A 17,362-nucleotide genomic window follows, 5' to 3' on the forward strand; every position below is an offset into this window, starting at 1 on the left:
CGCAAGGTGGCGGCGCGGGCATCGATCTATCCGGGGAAGATCTTGCACAAGGATAGTACCGATGGATTGGAAAGACACGCTGCGCCAGACCTCTGCCCTGCTGGGTCCGATGCGCGCGGAACAGGCCGCGACCGCCAAAGGGTTTCACGAGCTGCACGAAGCGGCCCTTGCCCCCGGCGCGCTGTCGACCAAGGACAAGGAATTGATCGCCCTTGCCATAGGCATTTCCAAGCAGTGCACCGATTGCATCGGCTTTCACGTCAAGGCCGCGATCCGGGCGGGCGCCACGCGCAAGGAGGTGGCGGAAACGGTCAATGTCTGCGTGCTGATGAACGGTGGGCCCGGCTACATGTACGGGGCCAAGGCGATGGAGGCGTTCGACCAGCTGTCGTGATCTTGCGCAAAACTGCAGGTTTGTCTGACTAGGGCTGAAGCGCCTTCCAGCCGCCGGGCCTCAGACCCTCGACCGTATGAGGGCCGACGGACCAGCGGATCAGGCGCAGCACGGGCAGGCCGACATGGGCACACATGCGCCGGACCTGCCGGTTGCGCCCCTCGGTGATCGTCAGCTTCAACCACGCCTCGGGGATGCTCGCGCGGAACCGCACCGGGGGATCGCGGGGCCAGAGCCAGCCGGGCTCCGCCACCTGTTCGACCCGCGCGGGCCGCGTCGGCCCATCCTTGAGCGTCACGCCAAGACGCAACGCCTCGAGCGCGGCTTCGGTCGGTGTGCCTTCGACAAGGACGAAATAGGTCTTGGGCGTGTGGGATTTCGGATCGGTCAGCCGCGCCTGCAAGATGCCGTCATTGGTGAGCAGGAGAAGTCCTTCGCTGTCGCGGTCGAGCCTGCCCGCCGGATACATCCCCGGCATGTCGAGATACCGCTTCAAACCCGGCCAATTCCCGTCATCGGTGAATTGGCTGAGCACATCCATCGGCTTGTTGAAGGCGATCAACCGCGTCTCGCCCTTGGGCGTCCGGGGTCTTGGGCGTGGACGGCTCAATGCGCCACGGCCCAGTTCGCCCCCTGCCCCGCATCGACGATCAGCGGCACGTCGAGATGCACGGCGGGATGGGCGGCCCCCTCCATCACCTCGCGGGCACGGGTGATGAGCGGATCGACCGCGCCCTCGTCGACCTCGAACAGAAGTTCGTCGTGGACCTGCAACAGCATCCGCGCGGGCAGATCCTCAATGGCATCCTCCATCCGGATCATGGCGCGGCGAATGATGTCTGCAGCCGTGCCCTGAATGGGCGCGTTGATCGCCGCGCGATAGGCAAAGCCAGCGCCCGGACCCTTGGCATTGATCTCGGGCGTGTGGATCTTGCGCCCGAAGAGCGTCTGGACGTAGCCGTTCGACTTGGCGAAGGCCTTGGTCGCCTCCATGTAATCCTTGATGCCGGGAAAGCGTTCGAAATAGCGGTCGATGAACCCCTGAGCCTCGGCGCGCGGGATGCGCAGGTTGCGCGCAAGGCCAAAGCCCGAGATGCCGTAGATCACGCCGAAATTGATCGCCTTGGCCTGACGGCGCACATCGGCTGTCATCTGGTCGAGCGGCACGCCGAACATTTCCGACGCGGTGGCCGCGTGAATGTCCTGCCCCTCGCGGAAGGCCTGTTTGAGCGCGTCGATCCCGGCGATATGGGCAAGGATGCGCAATTCGATCTGGGAATAGTCGAGCGATACCAGAACCTTGCCCCGATCCGCCACGAAAGCCTCGCGGATGCGGCGGCCTTCTTCGCTGCGGACAGGGATGTTTTGCAGGTTCGGATCGGTCGAGGCGAGGCGCCCGGTATTGGCGCCCGCGATAACATAGGAGGTGTGGACGCGCCCCGTCTCGCGGTTGATGTGGTCTTGCAGGGCATCGGTATAGGTCGATTTCAGCTTCGACAGTTGCCGCCAATCCAGCACGCGGCCCGGCAGGTCGTGTTCGGTGGCCAGATCCTCCAGCACATCGGCGGGGGTCGCGTATTTGCCGGTCTTGCCCTTCTGTCCGCCGGGCAGGCCCATCTTGTCGAACAGGATCTCGCCCAGTTGCGCGGGGCTGCCCACGTTGAAGCTTTCCCCGGCCAATTCATGGATTTCGGCCTCCAGCCCCGCCATCTTCTGGGCGAAGGCATTGGACATGCGGCTCAGGACATCGCGGTCGACCTTGATCCCTGCCATTTCCATCCGCGCCAGAACCGGCACCAGCGGGCGCTCCAGCGTTTCATAAACCGTCGTGACCTGCGCGCGGTGGAGTTGCGGCTTGAAGGTCTGCCACAGCCGCCATGTCACATCGGCATCCTCGGCGGCATAGGGGGCGGCATCCGCGATCTTGACCCGGTCGAAGGTGATCTGGGATTTGCCCGATCCGATCAGATCCTTGATCGGGATCGGCACATGGCCAAGGTAGCGTTCGGAGAGCGCATCCATCCCATGCCCGTGCAGGCCCGCGTTCATCGCGTAGGACATCAGCATCGTGTCGTCGATGGGCGCGACCTCGATCCCGTAGCGCGCGAGGATCTTCACGTCATACTTGGCGTTTTGCAGGATCTTGAGAACGCTCGCATCCTCGAAGAGCGGTTTCAGGAGCGCCAGTGCCTCCTCGAGGCCCAACTGCCCCTCGGCCAAGGCGTCGGACCCGAACAGCCCCTCGCCGCCCTCGGCCTTGTGCGTGAGCGGGATGTAGCACGCAGCCCCCGGCCCGGTGGCCAGCGCGACACCGACCAGATCGGCTTTCATCTCGTCAAGCCCGGTGGTTTCGGTGTCGATGGCGACCTCGCCCCGCGCGGTGGCGCGCTCGATCCATGCCTTCAGCGCGGCGGCGTCGCGCACCACCTCATATGTGCTGCGGTCGATGGGCGGCATCTTGGGCGCATCGCCCGGGGCGGGCTCCGCCCCGGCGGGATCGGCATCGGGGATGGCGGGCGCCTCGACGCCCAGACCATCGGCGATGCGCTTGGTGAGCGTGCGGAATTCCATCTTGCCCAGGAATTCGAGCAGCACCTGCGCATCGGGTTCCATCACCTCCAGATCGTCGAGCGTCACGTCCAGCGGCACCTTGTCATCGAGCGTGACCAGACGCTTGGACAGGCGGATCTGGTCCGCAAACTCGATCAGCGTCTGGCGGCGCTTGGGCTGCGGCACCTCCTCGGCCCGCTCCAGCAGCGCCTCGAGACTACCGAATTCGTTGATGAGAAGGGCGGCGGTCTTGATCCCGATGCCGGGGGCGCCGGGAATGTTGTCGACGCTGTCGCCCGCCAACGCCTGCACATCGACCACCTTGTCGGGGGCGACCCCGAACTTGGCCTCGACCCCCTCTGTGTCGATGCGGGTGTTCTTCATCGCGTCGAACATCTCGACCCCGCCGCCGACCAGCTGCATCAGGTCCTTGTCCGAGGAAATGATGGTGCAGCGCCCGCCCGCCTCGCGCGCCTGTCGGGCCAGTGTCGCGATGATGTCGTCGGCTTCGTAATTCTCCAGCTCCAGACAGGCGAGGTTGAAGGCGCGCGTCGCCTCGCGCGTCAGCGGGATTTGGGGGCGCAGATCCTCGGGCATGGCCTCGCGGTTGGCCTTGTAGAGGTCGTACATGTCATTGCGGAACGTATGGCTGCCCTTGTCGAAAACGACGGCGGCATGGGTCGGCGCATCGGGGCCGGTGTTGGCCTCGATCATCCGGTGGATCATGTTGCAAAAGCCCGAGACGGCCCCGATGGGCAATCCATCGGATTTGCGGGTCAGCGGCGGCAGCGCGTGATAGGCGCGAAAGATGAAGGCCGAGCCGTCGACCAGATGCAGGTGATGTCCCTTGCCGAATGCCATTGCCGCGCCCTTTCCCCGGTTCGTCCAAGGGTGGTTCTAGCGCGGGCGGGCGCGGGGTGCATCCCCGGTTTTGCGCCTCTCAGTCGGCGACGCCGGTCTTGTCGGCGAAATCGGCATGTACGAATTTCTTGTCGCAATAGCCGCATTCGACCTCGCCCGTCGCGGGTGACAGCGACAGCCAGACCCGCGGATGGCCCAATGCGCCCTGCCCGCCGTCGCAGGCGACGCGCCATTGGGTCACGATCTCGGTTTCGGGCGCGGGGACGGGCATGGCTGTACTCCTCGGCTGGTCGTTGCGGGCGATATGGCAGGTTGTGGCGGCCCGGACAAGTCGCGGGCCCTGCGGCTCATTCGGCCTTTTGCAGCATGCGGCCCAACGGGCGGCCTGACAGGATATGGACGTGGTAATGCGGCACTTCCTGCACCGCGACCTCGCCCGCGTTGGAAATGGTGCGATAGCCCTGACCGCCCTCACCGGGCTGAAGACCCTTGTCGGCACAGATGCGCCCGACCGTGCGCCAGAAATCGACGATCTCGGCCTCCGATGCCTCCAGCGCGAAATGGTCGGCGCAGACATAGGGCCCCTTGGGGATCACCAGAACATGGACCGGCGCCTGCGGATAGATGTCGTTGAAGGCCAGCGTATGCTCTGTCTCGGCCACGGTCTGGTTGGGAATCTCGCCGCGCAGAATACGGGCAAAGATGTTCTGGGAGTCATAGGCATAGGGCATGGCAGTCTCCGGGCTTCAATCTGCGAAGAGATACGGTGTCTCGGCCAGAGCCTGACCGTGATCGGCGGGAATGTCGAAGAAATCGGCAAGGGCCGCCGCATTTTCGGCAACGGACCGATCCTGCCGGATCCGCCAGTGGCGCGGGAATTCGGCATCCCGGATGCGGATCGACTCATCGGCGAATTCATGGCGCAGTGTCGGCAGCATCCGCCCGATCACCTCGCCCGGCGTGTCGGCCGTGGCCAGCCCCACCCGATGGGCATGGCCGACCAGATACTGGTCATCGAAGACGCATTGCAATTCGAGGATGCGGGCGTTGGCGCGGTCGGTCATGAAATCGCGCATCAGTCCGATATTGCCGGGATCGAGGCAGATCATCAGCTTGTCGGTGTCGTAATAATCGAACAGCATCCGCATCAACGCGCGCCTGTGGCGGTTGCGCTTTTCCAACGTGCGCTCGATCCCGCCCAGATGCGGCACCGCGCAAGACGCCTCGTCGAACAGGTACTCCACACCCCGGATGTCCAGCCCGTCCGAGGCGGCGTGCAGCAGGCGCTTGGCCACGTGCCATTTCTTGCAGACCAGCATGTAGAGATTGCGGTCGGGGCCCAGCGTGCTTTCGCGTTCCCAGAACCGCGTGCCGTAGCGCTTGCCGATCCGCCCGCGCCCGGTGAGGAAGGCGTGGAGTTTCTCGCCCTCCTTGCTGGTGGCGAAATCCACCCGTTCGGATTGCCACAGCGCGCCAAGCCGTTCCTTGAGCAGCATCGCCTCAGGGCTGATCTTGCGGGCGAACAGGTAGTCTTGCGAAATCAGCAGGTCATATTGATCGTTGTAGAAAGTGACGGGCATCCCGTAATCGCTGAACATCTTGAAAGTCAGCGTCCGGCTCTCGATCTCGCGGTCGGGCACGAGATGGCGCACCAGCGTCTGGAAAAACGTTTCGTCCGGGATCCAGGTCGTCGAGAAAAAGCGCACCACGTCACGCCGCGTGCGGCAGAATTCCAGCACCTTCTCGATCGTCCGGCGGCGCAGGCACCACCACTGGCTGCCGATCTGCACCTCGATATCCTCGGGGATACGCCGCGTCAGGCCCAGCGCCTTCTGGATCTCAAAGCTGCGGTAGAAAAGCTTCTTGTGGGTGCGTTCGTTGAACCAGTGCCGGTAGATCAGGCGTTCTTCCTTGAAGCCCGTCTTGATCCAGTCCGAATTGAAGAAATCGAAGCTTTCGATGTAGTCGCGGTCATGCGCGTCGAGAAACCTGTGGGCATAGGCCGCCGATTTCACCGGCAGGCAATCGCCCGACAGCATGTAGAAATGCGTGGCCTTGGGAAACTTGCGCTCGGCCGCCTCGATCGCGTTCAGCGTCGCCTGCACAAGGCTCCACGCGCCCCAGCCGCATTTGATCCGCCGCTTGGCGAAACAGACCGAAGGATTGTCGGCCAGCGCCTCGGTTATGGCGGCGTAATCGGCATCCTTCGACCGCGCGTCGAAATGGATCGCCACGCAATCACCTGTCGCCGTCAGACGCTCGGCCTGACGGATGACTGCGGCCGGGTCCTTGTGACACAGCAAGATGAATGCGATTTTCGCCATGCGTAGAACTACTGCGCCTCAGTCGTACGTTAGTGTTTGACTATACATAACTTGCCAGAGAATGAAGACGCAGATCTAGTTTGATCCTATCGGTAACTTGTCCTAACGGCACCCTGTCTGGGCAAGAGCAAGAACGAGGCCAAGAGTATGGGATTTCCCGGAACCTGGATGACGGAGAGCGAGAGCGTCGTGTACCGCGTGGTGCCGAAATGCGCCTGTTCGACCATCGGCCAGATCATGTATTATTCAGATAACGGCGTCTATTTCGACGGCGACATCCATGACGCGACCGGTGGCATGCACAAATGGTCGCTCGAGGCGAGCCAGCCGGTGATCGAGCGCAGCGTCAGGGCGCGCGAGACCTATACTTTCACCTGCGTGCGCAACCCCTATACCCGTATCCTGTCGTCGTTTTTCGACAAGATCTGCGGCATCCAGCGCAACGGCAAACGCTATCGCGGCAACCTCGTACCGCTCTTGATCCAGAAATACGGGATCGAGGTGGGCGGCGATGACGGCAAGGGCGAATTCGACCAGATCGCGAGCTTTCGCCGCTTCCTGTTGTTCGCGCGCGACACGATCCGCTGGCGCCGCCCGATGGAGCCCGACATCCACTGGTCGGCCATGGCGGGACATGTCTCGACCCTGATCGTGAACGGCGGGCGCTACGACAACATCTTCTGGACCGAGAAATTCGACGAAGGCATGCAAAGCGTTCTGGACGCGATCGAGGTCAAGCACCCGGTCGAGTTGAAGAACGTGCCGCGGTTCAACGAAAGCGAAGGACACGGGCCCAAGCGGCTGCACCCGGTGGAGGAGTACTTCGACGATCTGTCGATGCATCTCGTCTACGAGATCTACCACCGGGATTTCGAGCTGTTCCGATACGATTTCGAGAACCCTGCGAACAAGATGCCGACAGGGGAAATCGATCTCGACGAGGTCCACGCCAAGTTGGGCGACTGACGCGTCGCCCGACCTGCTTCTCCGGATCAGATGAGACCGGCCTCGGCAAAGACCTCCGACAGGGGGCGCTGCGGGCGGGGGCCGACATGGCGGATCACTTCGGACGCGGCGGCCACGCCCATGCGCCCCGCCGTCTCCAGATCGCGGCCCGTGGCCATGCCATACAGGAACCCTGCCGCGAATTGATCGCCCGCGCCGGTCGCGTCCACGGGCGTGATGCGGGTCACCGGCACCTCGACGCGTTCGGCGCCGCGCAGGATCTTTACCGGTTCCCCGGAATGGGTGCAGACGACGATATCGCAGATCGCGGCAGCCTGCGCGAGCGCCGCATCCAGGTCATCGGTCTGGTAGAGCGCCAGCCATTCCTCGTGGTTGCCGATAACGTAATCCATCTGCCCCTCGATCAACGACAGGAAATCGGCGCGGTGCCGGTCGACGCAGAAGGGATCGGAAAGCGTGATGCCGACCTTGCCACCCCCCTTGCGGCAATGATCGGCGGCAGCGGTGAAGGCCGTTTTCCCCTCAGGCTTGTCGTAAAGATAGCCCTCGAGGAAGAGCCACCGCGCATGACCCGCGACAGAGGCATCCACATCGCCCGCGTCGAAATCGGCACCGGCTCCGAGGTAGGTGTTCATCGACCGCTCGCCATCGGGCGAGACGAAGATCATCGAACGCGAGGTCGGCGCAGGCGCATCCTTGACCGGCGGATTGGGAAAATCGGTGCCCTGATCGGCCATGCCCTGCGCATAGAAACGGCCCAGCGCGTCATCCTTGACTTTGCCGAGGAAGGCCGTGGTCAGCCCGAGCGTGCCGGCCCCCGCGATCGTGTTGGCGACCGACCCGCCCGGCGTCTGCACCCGGTCCTTCATCGCGGCATAGAGCAATTCGGCGCGTTCCCGGTCGATCAGCTGCATGATCCCCTTCTCGATCCCCATGTTGTCGAGAAAACTGTCATCGCCATGCGAAATCACGTCGACGATGGCATTGCCGATCCCGACAAGGTCGTAGGTCTTGGTCATTGGGTCTTGTCCTCGTATTGGCACAGGTCGGCGATCAGGCAGGCGGCGCATTTGGGTTTGCGCGCGACGCAAGTATAGCGGCCGTGCAGGATCATCCAGTGATGGGCGTGAAGCTGGAATTCGGCGGGAACATGGTCTTCGATGGCGCGCTCGACCGCATCGACATCACGGCCCGGCGCGATGCCCGCCCGATTGCCAAGCCGGAAGATATGGGTGTCGACCGCTTGCGCGGGAAAACGCCACCACATGTTCAAGACCACGTTGGCGGTCTTGCGCCCCACGCCCGGCAGCGATTGCAGCGCGGCACGGGAGGACGGCACTTCCCCCCCGTATTCCTCGACGAGGATCCGGCTCAGCTTGATGACATTCTTGGCCTTGTTGCGGAAAAGGCCGATCGTCTTGATATGCTCGATCACACCCTCTTCGCCCAATGCGAGCATCTTTTGAGGCGTGTCCGCGATCTCGAAGAGCCGCTTTGTCGCCTTGTTGACACCGGCATCGGTGGCCTGCGCGCTGAGCGCCACGGCGACGACGAGGGTGAAGGCGTTGGTATGGTGCAATTCGCCCTTGGGCTCAGGTTCGGCAGCCTGAAACCGGGCGAAGATCTCGCGCATCACGGGATAGGGCAATTGCTTGGCCATGGCGCCCTTTTGGCCGCTTGCGCCCCGCCCGGCAAGGCCGTTTTGGCGCAAGTTCCGGGTCGCGCGCCCTGCCCTCGGCAGGCTATGGTCGCGGCATGACCCAAGAGACCGCATATCATTACAACGTCATCCGCCGCGCCATCGCGGAGATCGACGCAGCCGATGCCCCGCTGAGCCTCGAGGCGCTGGCCGCACGAATGGGGATGAGCGCCGCGCATTTCCAGCGCATCTTCACCGCATGGGTGGGCGTCAGCCCCAAACGCTACCAGCAATATCTGGCCTTGGATCACGCGCGGATTCTCTTGCGTGAGCGGTTCACGACGCTGGCCACCGCGGATGCCATCGGCCTGTCCGGGTCCGGGCGGCTGCACGATCTGTTCCTGACCTGGGAGGCGATGGCCCCGGGCGATTACGCGCGCGGGGGCGCGGGGTTGACGATCCGGCAGGGATGGTTCGACAGCCCCTTTGGCCCGGCGCTGGTGATGGGTACTGATCGCGGCATCTGCGGACTTGGCTTTGCCGCCGAAACCGGGCCGGAGGCGACCTTGGCCGACCTGCAGGGGCGCTGGCCCGCAGCGCGGTTTGTCGAAGATACGGCGGCGCTGGCCCCGATGGCCGCAGCGGCCTTCGGCGAGACCGAGGGCGAAGCCAAGCTGCACCTCATCGGCGCACCCTTCCAGATCAAGGTCTGGGAAGCGCTGTTACAGGTGCCCACAGGCCATGTGACCACCTATTCCGAGATCGCGCTGGCCACGGGCCACCCCCGTGCGGTCCGGGCCGTCGGCACGGCGGTGGGGCGCAACCCGATCAGCTGGTTGATTCCCTGCCATCGGGCCTTGCGCAAATCGGGCGAATTGGGCGGCTATCACTGGGGCCTGCCGGTCAAGCGCGCCATGCTCGCGCATGAAGCGGCCCGCACCGGGGCGTGACCGGCGGGATTCCGCCATTTTTGCCAAATTCCCCCTGCGACCGGCGCGCGGGACTGCTATAGTTGCTCTGAACGAGATCCGCGGGCCAACCGCGCCGGAGCAGACTGGAAGGGCTAAGCCATGAACATCCGTACGACATCCATTGCCTTCGTCACCGTATCGGCCTTGGCCCTGACGGGCTGTGTGAACACCGCCCCGATGGGCGAGCGCACCCAAAGCGGCGCGATCATCGGGGGCATGCTGGGGGCCGCGGCCGGCGCCTTCGGCAATGACAGCGATCCGGGCATGGGCGCGATTGTCGGCGGCGCGGCGGGGGCGCTGGCGGGCGGGGCCATCGGTGCCGCACTCGACCGGCAGGCGCGCGACCTGCGCGGCAGCCTTGCCAGCGACGACATCCGCATCGTCAACACCGGCGAGGAACTGGTCGTGACCATGCCCGAAGGCATCTTGTTCGACATCGACAGCGCCGCGATCCGCGCCAGCCTGCAATCCGATCTGCGGGCGCTGGCGCGCAACCTGCAACAATATCCCGACACCACGGTGGACGTGATCGGCCATACCGACAACACCGGCAGCGCGGGCTACAATCAGGACCTCTCGGCGCGCCGGGCGCAAGCGGTGGCAGGCGTCTTGCTGGAACAGGGCGTGTCGCCGGGCCGGGTGCGCGCCTTTGGCCGCGGCGAGGACGAACCCGTCGCCTCGAACCTCACCCCCGAGGGTCGCGCACAGAACCGCCGTGTCGAGGTGGTCATCCGCCCGCGCTGATCCCCGGACGCGCCGCCATTCAACTGGACAGCCCTCTCCCGCTGGTCATAGAATTTGACCAATTCGGGAGGGGGCCATGCCGTTTCAACGCATCGAGGCCGAGAAACTGTCGCATTCCGTGGTGCGGCAGATCGAGCAACTGATCCTGCGCGGCATCCTGCGCCCGGGTGAACGTCTGCCGTCCGAACGCGAATTGAGCGAGCGTCTGGGCGTGTCGCGTCCGTCCTTGCGCGAGGCCATCGCGGAATTGCAGGATCGGGGGCTTCTGGCCACCCGGGCGGGCGCGGGGATTTATGTCGCCGATGTGCTGGGCTCTGCCTTTTCGCCGGCATTGATCCGCTTGATCTCGAGCCACGAAGAGGCGGTTTTCGACTACATCGCTTTTCGCCGCGATCTGGAGGCGATCGCCGCCGAACGGGCCGCCGTGCAGGGTTCGGACACCGATCTGAAGGTGATCGACACGATCTTCCGCAAGATGGAAGCCGCCCACAAGAAACGGAACCCCGCCGACGAAGCCGAACTGGACGCCGAGTTTCACCTCGCCATCCTCGAGGCCAGCCACAACGTGATCTTGCTGCACATGATGCGCTCGATCTTCGACCTCCTGAAACAGGGGGTCTTCTTCAACCGCCAGCGCATGTTCAAGAGCCGCACCACACGGGATTTGCTGCTGGATCATCACCGCGAGATCAACGCGGCCCTTCAGGCCCGCGATGCGCCCGCCGCCCGCGCCGCCGTGGTGGAACACCTGAGCTATGTCGAAAGCCGGCTGGGTGAATTGCGCCGCGCCGAAAAGAACGAGGAAGTCGCGCGGCTGCGTTATGCCCATGAGCAGGAACGCGACTGAACCCGCGCCCTGCCCTTCCTCTTTCCAAAAATATGCACGGGCCCAAGCGGGCCGCGCGCGCAGCGTCAATCCACTGCGCCGCCGCCGAACGCATTGCCGTTCTGCCAGTCGCAGGGTGCCTCCTGCATCTCCAGATGCAACCGATTGCCCGTCCAGGAGTGGGCGGCGGCCAGCGTATCGTCCAGTTCGATCCCGAGACCCGGCGCATTCGGCGCTTCGACAAAGCCCCCCTCCACGACGGGGCGACCGCGCACCAGGGACTTGTGAAAATCGGTTTCGATCGCCTCGACCATGAGGAGGTTTGGGCAAGCGACGCCCAGATGCACATTGGCCGCCCATTCCACCGGACCGGCATAGAGATGGGGCGCGATCTGGGCGCTGTGCGCTTCGGCCAGGATGGCGATCTTGCGCCCCTCCCAGATACCGCCCGCGCGGCCCAGCGCGGGTTGCACGATCCGCACGCCGGCGCGCAGCGCGGCGGCGAATTCCATCTTGCCGCACAGCCGTTCGCCGGTTGCGACCGGGATCGAGGTGGCGCGCGCCACCTCCGCCAGCCCCGCGATATCGTCGGGCGGGATCGGTTCCTCGTACCACAGCGGGTCATACGGTTCGATCGCCTTTGCCAGCCGGATGGCATGGCCGGGCGTGAATTGGCCATGGGTGCCGAAAAGAAGATCGGCGCGATCCCCCACGGCACCCCGGATCGATTTGCAAAACGCCGCCGACAGGCTGATGTCCGCCCCCGCGGGCGCATGGCCACCCCGGATCGTGTAAGGCCCTGCGGGGTCGAATTTCACCGCCGTCCAGCCCTCGGCCACGCGGGCGGCGGCGGCTTGTGCCTGGGCATCCGCATCGACCCAGAACCGCCCCACCTCCTCTGCCGGGGTGTCGTCGTCGGGGTAGATGTAGGTATAGGCGCGCAACCTTTCGTTCATCTTGCCGCCCAGAAGCGCCCAGACGGGCCGTTCCCGCGCCTTGCCGAGAATATCCCAGCACGCCATCTCGAGACCTGCGAAGGCTCCGAAGACGGTGGGATCGGCGCGCTGGGTAAAGCCCGATGACCAGACGCGCCGCGCCATCAGTTCGATATTCTCGGGATTTTCGCCCAGCATATGGCGTTCGAACACGTCACCGATCACGGCGCGCATGGCCTTTGAACCTACGGCCGCGGCGTAGACTTCACCCAGCCCCGTAATCCCGCAGGCGGTGGTGATCCGCACGATCTGCCAATACCGCCCGCCCCAGCCGGGCGGCGGCGGTGCGATGCTGAAGATCTCGAGGTCTTGGAGTTTCATGGGTCATTCCCTGTGGTTGGCGGGGGGGCGGGGGGCTCTGCCCCCGACACGGCCCCTGGCCGCGTCTCCCCCGGAGTATTTCGCAAGCAAAGACGGGATCAGGGCGGGAAGGTGAGGACGTTGCGCCGGGCCTGCCCGGCTTTCGTGTCGGCGATGGCGTCATTGATCTGTTCGAAGCGCCATGTCCGGGAGACGAGTTCGTCGAGCTTGAGGCGGCTCTGGGCGTGGAGATCGACCATCCACGGGATGTCGCGGGCCAGAACCACGTCGCCCATCTTGGTCCCGCGCAGGCCCTGTCCGAGGGCGGCGAGAATGACCGGTTCGTAGGAGGCGCGCGCACCCGAATGCGGCATGCCCACGGCATAGGCCGTGCCCCCCGGCGCCAGAAGCCGCGGCGCGACATCATAGGCCGGGATCGCCCCCACGGTGACGAAAACATGGGCTGCAAGCCGCCCACCCGTGATCTGCAAAAGCTTGCGCCAAGGCTTTGGGTCGGTGGCGGCAATCGTGTCGGTCGCGCCGAAAGCCATCGCATCCTCGAGCTTGGAGGGTTCGAGGTCCATCGCCACGATCCGCGCCGCCCCCGCGATCCGTGCCCCCTGTATCGCGTTCAGCCCCACGCCGCCCGCACCGATCACAACGACGATCTCGCCCGGACGCACGCCGGCGGTGTTGACGACGGCGCCGACCCCCGTGGGCACCCCGCAAGCCAGCAGACAGGCGCAATGGGGGGCGATCGTCTCGCCCAAGGGCGCGATCTGCGAGCGGTGAACCAGCACATGATCCGCAAAGGCGCCGCAGTCCATCGCGGCCTCGACCACGTGGCCCGCCGTATCCGTCAGCTTGGGGGCGGTCGCAGGCTTTCCGCCGCAGTAGACCGGGCGGCCACCCGCGCAATCGGGGCAGCTGCCGCAGGCGCGGATCAGGGTGACCAGCACGCGGTCCCCGAGCGCAAGGCCGCCGGTTTCGGGGCCAAGGGCGGTGATCCGGCCTGCCGCCTCATGGCCATAAACGGCGGGCAACGCGCCACCCCACGCTCCTTCGAGATAGGAAATGTCGGAATGGCAGATCGCGACCGCCTCGAGCCGCACCTCGATCTCGCCGGGGCCCGGGTCGCGCAGCGTAAGCGTCTCTAGGCCAAGCGGCGCGCCAAAGGCGCGGCAGACCGCGGCGCGAATTTGTCTGGGCATGCGCTGGGATCCTCCCTCCCGCCGTTCCGGGTCCCATCCTTGCACAGGGGACGCGCGCCGCAAGGCCGAACTGCGCCCCCGGCTGGCCCGTTCGCGACCCTGCCCCCTTGCAGGGCGCGGGTGGCTGGCCCAAAACCGGGGCATAGGCAGGGAGGATGCAATGGACAGTCTCGATCTGGGCGATGTGGTGCTGCATTACGCCGATACCGGGCCACGGGAGGCACCGGTTGTGGTGTTTTCCAATTCGCTGGGCACGGATTTCCGGCTTTGGGATGCGATCTTGCCCTATCTGCCCCAAGGCCTGCGGGTGATCCGCTACGACAAGCGCGGGCATGGGCTGTCGACCTGCCCGCCATCGCCCTACACGATGGGCGGGCTGATCCATGACGCCGAACGGCTGCTCGACCATCTGGCTGTGCGGGACTGCGTTTTCGTGGGCCTGTCGATCGGGGGGATGATCGCGCAGGGTCTGGCGGCCAAGCGGCTGGACCTGATCCGGGCGGTAGTCCTGTCGAACACGGCACCCAAGATCGGCACACGCGAGCTTTGGGCAGAGCGCATCGCCATCGCCGAGACGGAAGGTACGGGGCCGATGGCCGACGCGATCATGACGCGCTGGTTCTCCAAGGGCTTCCGCGAGACGCCGCAGGTTTCGCCTTGGCGGCGCATGGTCGAGACGACGCCGGGGGCAGGCTATGCAGGCTGTTCGGCGGCGATCGCGGGCACGGATTTCTACCCCACAACGGCCGCGTTGCGCCTGCCTGCGCTGGTCATCGCAGGATCGGAGGATGGATCGACGCCGCCCGATCTGGTGCGCGAACTGGCCGATCTGATCCCCGGCGCGCGCTATGAGCTGATCCGGGGCGCAGGCCATCTGCCCTGCGTGGAAAAGCCTGAAGTCTTCGGCCCGCTTCTGGCAGGGTTCCTGCGCGATATCGGGCATCTCGCGCCATGAGCGTCAGCCCCTTTGACAGCGCGATCCACCGCCAGCTTTTCGGGGATGCCGAGATGGGTCGGCTATTTTCGGACACCGCCGAGATCCGGGCGATGATGTTGGTTCTGGGCGCCTTGGCCAAGGCGCAGGGCCGCGCGGGCGTGATCCCGGAGGTTTCTGGCGCCTTTCTGGCGCGCGCCATGATGGAAGTGCAGATCGACCCCGCGGGCCTTGCCGACAGCGTCGGACGGAACGGGGTCAGCGTGCCGGGCTTGGTGGCAGCCTTGCGCAAGGCGCTGGACGCGCCGGAACATGCCACCTGGCTGCATTTCGGAGCCACGAGCCAAGATATCCAGGACACCGGCCTGATGCTGCGGCTCAGGCAGGTGCTTGCGCTGATCGAGGCGCGGCTGGTCATGGCCTCGGCGCGGTTGGCCGATCTGGCAGAGGCGGCGGCAGAGATGCCCATGGCCGCGCGGACCTATGGGCAGGTCGCGGTGCCGACCAGTTTCGGTGCGATGGTGGCGGGATGGGGTTGGCCCGTAATGCGCGCGGTGGAGCGCGTCCGCGCCCTGCGCCCCCGGCTTGTCGTGTCGCTCTCCGGGGCGGGCGGAACGGCATCCATGCTGGGGGAGGATCCGGCCGCGATCCGGGCAGATCTCGCCGAGGCATTGGGGCTGGCCGATCCGGGCAGAAGCTGGCACGCGGACCGGAGCCTGATCGCCGAACTCGGGCATCTGTTGCAGGAGGTCACGGCAGCGAGTGCGAAGGCGGGTGAGGACCTCCTGATCCTGACGCGCAGCGATGTGGTCGAGGTACGTCTGGGCGGTGGGGGGGCCTCGTCGACCATGCCGCAAAAGGAAAACCCGGTCGCGCCCTCGGTTCTCGTGGCGCTGGTGCGCTTTGCCGCCGCCCAAGGCGCAGCACTTGGCCATCCGCACCGCGAGGCGCGCGATGGGGCGGGCTGGTTCACCGAATGGCTGGTGCTGCCGGGGCTGGCGATGGCCGCGGGGAAATCCGCCGCCGTACTGGCCGATGTCATGGCGCAGGTGGAACCCGACGCCGCCGCCATGGAGACACGGCTGACCGCCGCGCCGGGCCTGATCCATGCAGAGGCACTCAGTTTCGCACTGGCCCGCCACATGCCCCGGCCCGAGGCGCAGGCCGAGGTCAAGCGGCTGGCGGGCGAGGCGCGGGCAACGGGCCGCCCGCTGCCCGATCTGGTCGCAAAGGCCTATCCGGGGCTTGACCTGTCGGGCCTGTCGAGCCTCGGGCAAGCACCGGCCGAGGCGCGGGCCTTTGCCCGGGAAGCGCGAAAAATCGGCGATGGACAAGGGCAAGGTGTAAATCTAGATTGACACATGTCCGACAGAAACCCTGAAAGGCCAGCCATGGCCAACCCCCGCCTGCCCGTCCTGTTCATCCTGATCACCGTGACGCTGGACGCGATGGGGATCGGGTTGATCCTGCCCGTTATCCCGGACCTGATCCGCGAGGTGGAGGGCGTGTCGCTGTCGGATGCGGCGCTTTGGGGTGGCATCCTGTCTGCCTCCTACGCTGTGATGCAATTCGGCTTTTCCCCCACGCTGGGCAACCTGTCGGATCGGTTCGGGCGGCGGCCGGTTCTGCTGGTGTCGTTGGCCGTTCTCGCCCTTGATTACGTCATCATGGCCGTGGCGGGCTCGATCTGGATCCTGCTTTTCGGGCGGATCATCGCGGGGGCGGCTGCGGCGACGCATTCGACCGCCTTGGCCTACATGGCCGACATAACGGATGGGTCCAAAAGAGCGCAGAATTTCGGCCTGATCTCGGCGGGCTTCGGGATGGGGTTCATCTTCGGCCCAGCCCTTGGGGGATTGCTGGGCGGGCTTGATCCGCGCGCGCCCTTTGTCGCCGCCGCCTGCCTTGCAGCGCTGAATTTCGCCTTCGGCTATTTCGTTCTGCCCGAAAGCCTGCCCAAGGAACGCCGCCGCGCCCTGGACTGGAGCCGCGCGAACCCCGCAGGTGCCTTGCGCGCGGTCGGACGCTTGCCGGGTGTGAAGGCGCTTCTGGCGGTGATGCTGGCCTACCAGATCGCGAATTTCACCTATCCTGCCATCTGGGCCTATTACATTCAGGGCGCGTTCGGCTGGGACGCGCGAATGGTGGGCCTGTCGCTGGCCGCCTACGGGGTTGCCATCGCGGTGGTGCAGGCGGGGCTTATCCGGGCGATCCTGCCCCGACTGGGCGAGACGCGGGCCGTTGTCTGGGGGCTCATCCTGAACACGCTGTGTCTGGTGCTTTACGGATTTGCCACGCAGGGCTGGATGATCTGGATCCTGATCCCGATCTCGGCCATGGGGGCCATCGTCGCCCCTGCGATGCAGGGCGTGATGAGCCGCGCGGCAGGCCCGGACGCGCAGGGCGAATTGCAGGGCGTCCTGTCCTCTATCTCGGCGCTGTCGATGATCCTGTCGCCCTTGATCATGACACAGGCCTTTTTCTGGTTCACGCGGCCGGAGGGCGCGATCATCCTGCCCGGTGCGCCCTTCCTGATCGCCGCCGTGCTGATGGCGGGGGCGTTCTTTCTCTATGTCTCGACGCGCGCCACCCCCACGCCGGTGACAGCGGCGGAGTGAAGGGTTCCCGTATTTGGGGAAAGATGAAG

At 65.5% G+C, this 17,362-nt stretch carries 17 protein-coding genes; 8 read left to right on the top strand and 9 right to left on the bottom strand.

Translation table 11 applies throughout. The annotated features are described in order from the left end of the window. Positions 1 to 61: 61 nt before the first annotated feature. Complete coding sequence (locus QQK63_RS14520; protein ID WP_277828481.1) at positions 62 to 394, top strand: carboxymuconolactone decarboxylase family protein; 333 nt, start codon at positions 62 to 64, stop codon at positions 392 to 394. A gap of 28 nt (positions 395 to 422) precedes the next feature. On the opposite strand, the gene QQK63_RS14525 is transcribed toward QQK63_RS14520, so the two are convergent. The 5 genes from QQK63_RS14525 to QQK63_RS14545 form a co-directional block, all read right to left on the bottom strand. Continuing rightward, a complete protein-coding gene (locus tag QQK63_RS14525) occupies positions 423 to 1,004 on the bottom strand; it encodes a pseudouridine synthase (RefSeq protein ID WP_284283237.1) in 582 nt (193 codons plus the stop codon). After that, entirely contained in the window at positions 1,001 to 3,805 is a 2,805-nt protein-coding gene (polA, locus tag QQK63_RS14530; protein ID WP_277828486.1) for a DNA polymerase I, read from the bottom strand. Before polA ends, QQK63_RS14525 begins: the two co-directional genes overlap by 4 nt. Positions 3,806 to 3,884: 79 nt before the next feature. Further along, entirely contained in the window at positions 3,885 to 4,076 is a 192-nt protein-coding gene (locus QQK63_RS14535; protein WP_277828488.1) for a zinc-finger domain-containing protein, read from the bottom strand. A 76-nt stretch (positions 4,077 to 4,152) separates the two neighbouring features. After that, positions 4,153 to 4,536, bottom strand: coding sequence for an HIT domain-containing protein (locus QQK63_RS14540; protein ID WP_277828490.1), 384 nt, complete (start codon positions 4,534 to 4,536; stop codon positions 4,153 to 4,155). Positions 4,537 to 4,551: 15 nt separating this feature from the next. After that, on the bottom strand, positions 4,552 to 6,129 hold the full coding sequence (locus QQK63_RS14545; RefSeq protein WP_277828492.1) for a DUF5928 domain-containing protein: 1,578 nt from the start codon (positions 6,127 to 6,129) through the stop codon (positions 4,552 to 4,554). A gap of 147 nt (positions 6,130 to 6,276) precedes the next feature. On the opposite strand from QQK63_RS14545, the gene QQK63_RS14550 reads away from it, so the two are divergent. After that, positions 6,277 to 7,095, top strand: a complete 819-nt coding sequence (locus QQK63_RS14550) for a sulfotransferase family protein (protein ID WP_277828494.1) — start codon at positions 6,277 to 6,279, stop codon at positions 7,093 to 7,095. A 26-nt stretch (positions 7,096 to 7,121) separates the two neighbouring features. Here QQK63_RS14550 and QQK63_RS14555 read toward each other — a convergent pair whose 3' ends face one another. Together QQK63_RS14555 and nth are read right to left on the bottom strand one after the other, a co-directional pair. Then, the gene (locus QQK63_RS14555) at positions 7,122 to 8,114 is read right to left on the bottom strand and encodes an adenosine kinase (RefSeq protein ID WP_277828496.1); all 993 of its coding nucleotides are present in this window, start codon (positions 8,112 to 8,114) and stop codon (positions 7,122 to 7,124) included. Continuing rightward, the gene (nth, locus tag QQK63_RS14560) at positions 8,111 to 8,755 is read right to left on the bottom strand and encodes an endonuclease III (protein WP_277828498.1); all 645 of its coding nucleotides are present in this window, start codon (positions 8,753 to 8,755) and stop codon (positions 8,111 to 8,113) included. The genes QQK63_RS14555 and nth overlap by 4 nt, the downstream gene beginning before the upstream one ends. A gap of 95 nt (positions 8,756 to 8,850) precedes the next feature. Here nth and QQK63_RS14565 point away from each other — a divergent pair, with 95 nt between their 5' ends. The 3 genes from QQK63_RS14565 to QQK63_RS14575 all read left to right on the top strand — a co-directional run bounded on the left by QQK63_RS14565 (position 8,851) and on the right by QQK63_RS14575 (position 11,296). Continuing rightward, positions 8,851 to 9,684, top strand: coding sequence for a bifunctional helix-turn-helix domain-containing protein/methylated-DNA--[protein]-cysteine S-methyltransferase (locus QQK63_RS14565; protein WP_277828500.1), 834 nt, complete (start codon positions 8,851 to 8,853; stop codon positions 9,682 to 9,684). Between the two features lie 120 nt (positions 9,685 to 9,804). Further along, a complete protein-coding gene (locus tag QQK63_RS14570) occupies positions 9,805 to 10,449 on the top strand; it encodes a YiaD family glycine zipper/OmpA-like lipoprotein (protein ID WP_377135118.1) in 645 nt (214 codons plus the stop codon). Positions 10,450 to 10,525: 76 nt separating this feature from the next. Then, positions 10,526 to 11,296 carry a FadR/GntR family transcriptional regulator gene (locus QQK63_RS14575; protein WP_277828502.1) on the top strand — a complete coding sequence of 257 codons (771 nt, stop codon included), beginning with the start codon at positions 10,526 to 10,528 and terminating at the stop codon, positions 11,294 to 11,296. Positions 11,297 to 11,361: 65 nt separating this feature from the next. On the opposite strand, the gene QQK63_RS14580 is transcribed toward QQK63_RS14575, so the two are convergent. Together QQK63_RS14580 and QQK63_RS14585 are read right to left on the bottom strand one after the other, a co-directional pair. After that, the gene (locus tag QQK63_RS14580; protein ID WP_277828504.1) at positions 11,362 to 12,591 is read right to left on the bottom strand and encodes a mandelate racemase/muconate lactonizing enzyme family protein; all 1,230 of its coding nucleotides are present in this window, start codon (positions 12,589 to 12,591) and stop codon (positions 11,362 to 11,364) included. A 98-nt stretch (positions 12,592 to 12,689) separates the two neighbouring features. Beyond that, the gene (locus tag QQK63_RS14585; RefSeq protein WP_277828506.1) at positions 12,690 to 13,781 is read right to left on the bottom strand and encodes an alcohol dehydrogenase catalytic domain-containing protein; all 1,092 of its coding nucleotides are present in this window, start codon (positions 13,779 to 13,781) and stop codon (positions 12,690 to 12,692) included. Positions 13,782 to 13,941: 160 nt separating this feature from the next. Between QQK63_RS14585 and pcaD the strand changes: the two genes are divergently transcribed. Genes pcaD through QQK63_RS14600 form a run of 3 tightly spaced genes read left to right on the top strand, consistent with a single transcriptional unit; the run spans position 13,942 to position 17,333 of the window. After that, positions 13,942 to 14,736: a 3-oxoadipate enol-lactonase gene (pcaD, locus tag QQK63_RS14590; RefSeq protein WP_277828508.1), complete on the top strand. Its 795-nt coding sequence runs from the start codon at positions 13,942 to 13,944 to the stop codon at positions 14,734 to 14,736. Beyond that, entirely contained in the window at positions 14,733 to 16,073 is a 1,341-nt protein-coding gene (locus tag QQK63_RS14595; RefSeq protein WP_277828510.1) for a lyase family protein, read from the top strand. The genes pcaD and QQK63_RS14595 overlap by 4 nt, the downstream gene beginning before the upstream one ends. A gap of 33 nt (positions 16,074 to 16,106) precedes the next feature. Further along, on the top strand, positions 16,107 to 17,333 hold the full coding sequence (locus tag QQK63_RS14600; RefSeq protein ID WP_277828512.1) for a TCR/Tet family MFS transporter: 1,227 nt from the start codon (positions 16,107 to 16,109) through the stop codon (positions 17,331 to 17,333). The last annotated feature ends 29 nt before the right edge of the window (positions 17,334 to 17,362 follow it).

The sequence above is a fragment of the Roseicyclus marinus genome (assembly GCF_030163795.1).
Classification (GTDB): Bacteria; Pseudomonadota; Alphaproteobacteria; order Rhodobacterales; family Rhodobacteraceae; genus Roseicyclus; species Roseicyclus marinus.

Coding starts and splice junctions, on each gene's coding strand:
- QQK63_RS14520 (WP_277828481.1), top strand. CDS start 62: ATGGATTGGAAAGACACGCTGCGCCAGACCTCTGCCCTGCTGGGTCCG.
- polA (WP_277828486.1), bottom strand. CDS start 3,805: ATGGCATTCGGCAAGGGACATCACCTGCATCTGGTCGACGGCTCGGCC.
- QQK63_RS14535 (WP_277828488.1), bottom strand. CDS start 4,076: ATGCCCGTCCCCGCGCCCGAAACCGAGATCGTGACCCAATGGCGCGTC.
- QQK63_RS14540 (WP_277828490.1), bottom strand. CDS start 4,536: ATGCCCTATGCCTATGACTCCCAGAACATCTTTGCCCGTATTCTGCGC.
- QQK63_RS14545 (WP_277828492.1), bottom strand. CDS start 6,129: ATGGCGAAAATCGCATTCATCTTGCTGTGTCACAAGGACCCGGCCGCA.
- QQK63_RS14550 (WP_277828494.1), top strand. CDS start 6,277: ATGGGATTTCCCGGAACCTGGATGACGGAGAGCGAGAGCGTCGTGTAC.
- QQK63_RS14555 (WP_277828496.1), bottom strand. CDS start 8,114: ATGACCAAGACCTACGACCTTGTCGGGATCGGCAATGCCATCGTCGAC.
- nth (WP_277828498.1), bottom strand. CDS start 8,755: ATGGCCAAGCAATTGCCCTATCCCGTGATGCGCGAGATCTTCGCCCGG.
- QQK63_RS14565 (WP_277828500.1), top strand. CDS start 8,851: ATGACCCAAGAGACCGCATATCATTACAACGTCATCCGCCGCGCCATC.
- QQK63_RS14570 (WP_377135118.1), top strand. CDS start 9,805: ATGAACATCCGTACGACATCCATTGCCTTCGTCACCGTATCGGCCTTG.
- QQK63_RS14575 (WP_277828502.1), top strand. CDS start 10,526: ATGCCGTTTCAACGCATCGAGGCCGAGAAACTGTCGCATTCCGTGGTG.
- QQK63_RS14580 (WP_277828504.1), bottom strand. CDS start 12,591: ATGAAACTCCAAGACCTCGAGATCTTCAGCATCGCACCGCCGCCGCCC.
- QQK63_RS14585 (WP_277828506.1), bottom strand. CDS start 13,781: ATGCCCAGACAAATTCGCGCCGCGGTCTGCCGCGCCTTTGGCGCGCCG.
- pcaD (WP_277828508.1), top strand. CDS start 13,942: ATGGACAGTCTCGATCTGGGCGATGTGGTGCTGCATTACGCCGATACC.
- QQK63_RS14595 (WP_277828510.1), top strand. CDS start 14,733: ATGAGCGTCAGCCCCTTTGACAGCGCGATCCACCGCCAGCTTTTCGGG.
- QQK63_RS14600 (WP_277828512.1), top strand. CDS start 16,107: ATGGCCAACCCCCGCCTGCCCGTCCTGTTCATCCTGATCACCGTGACG.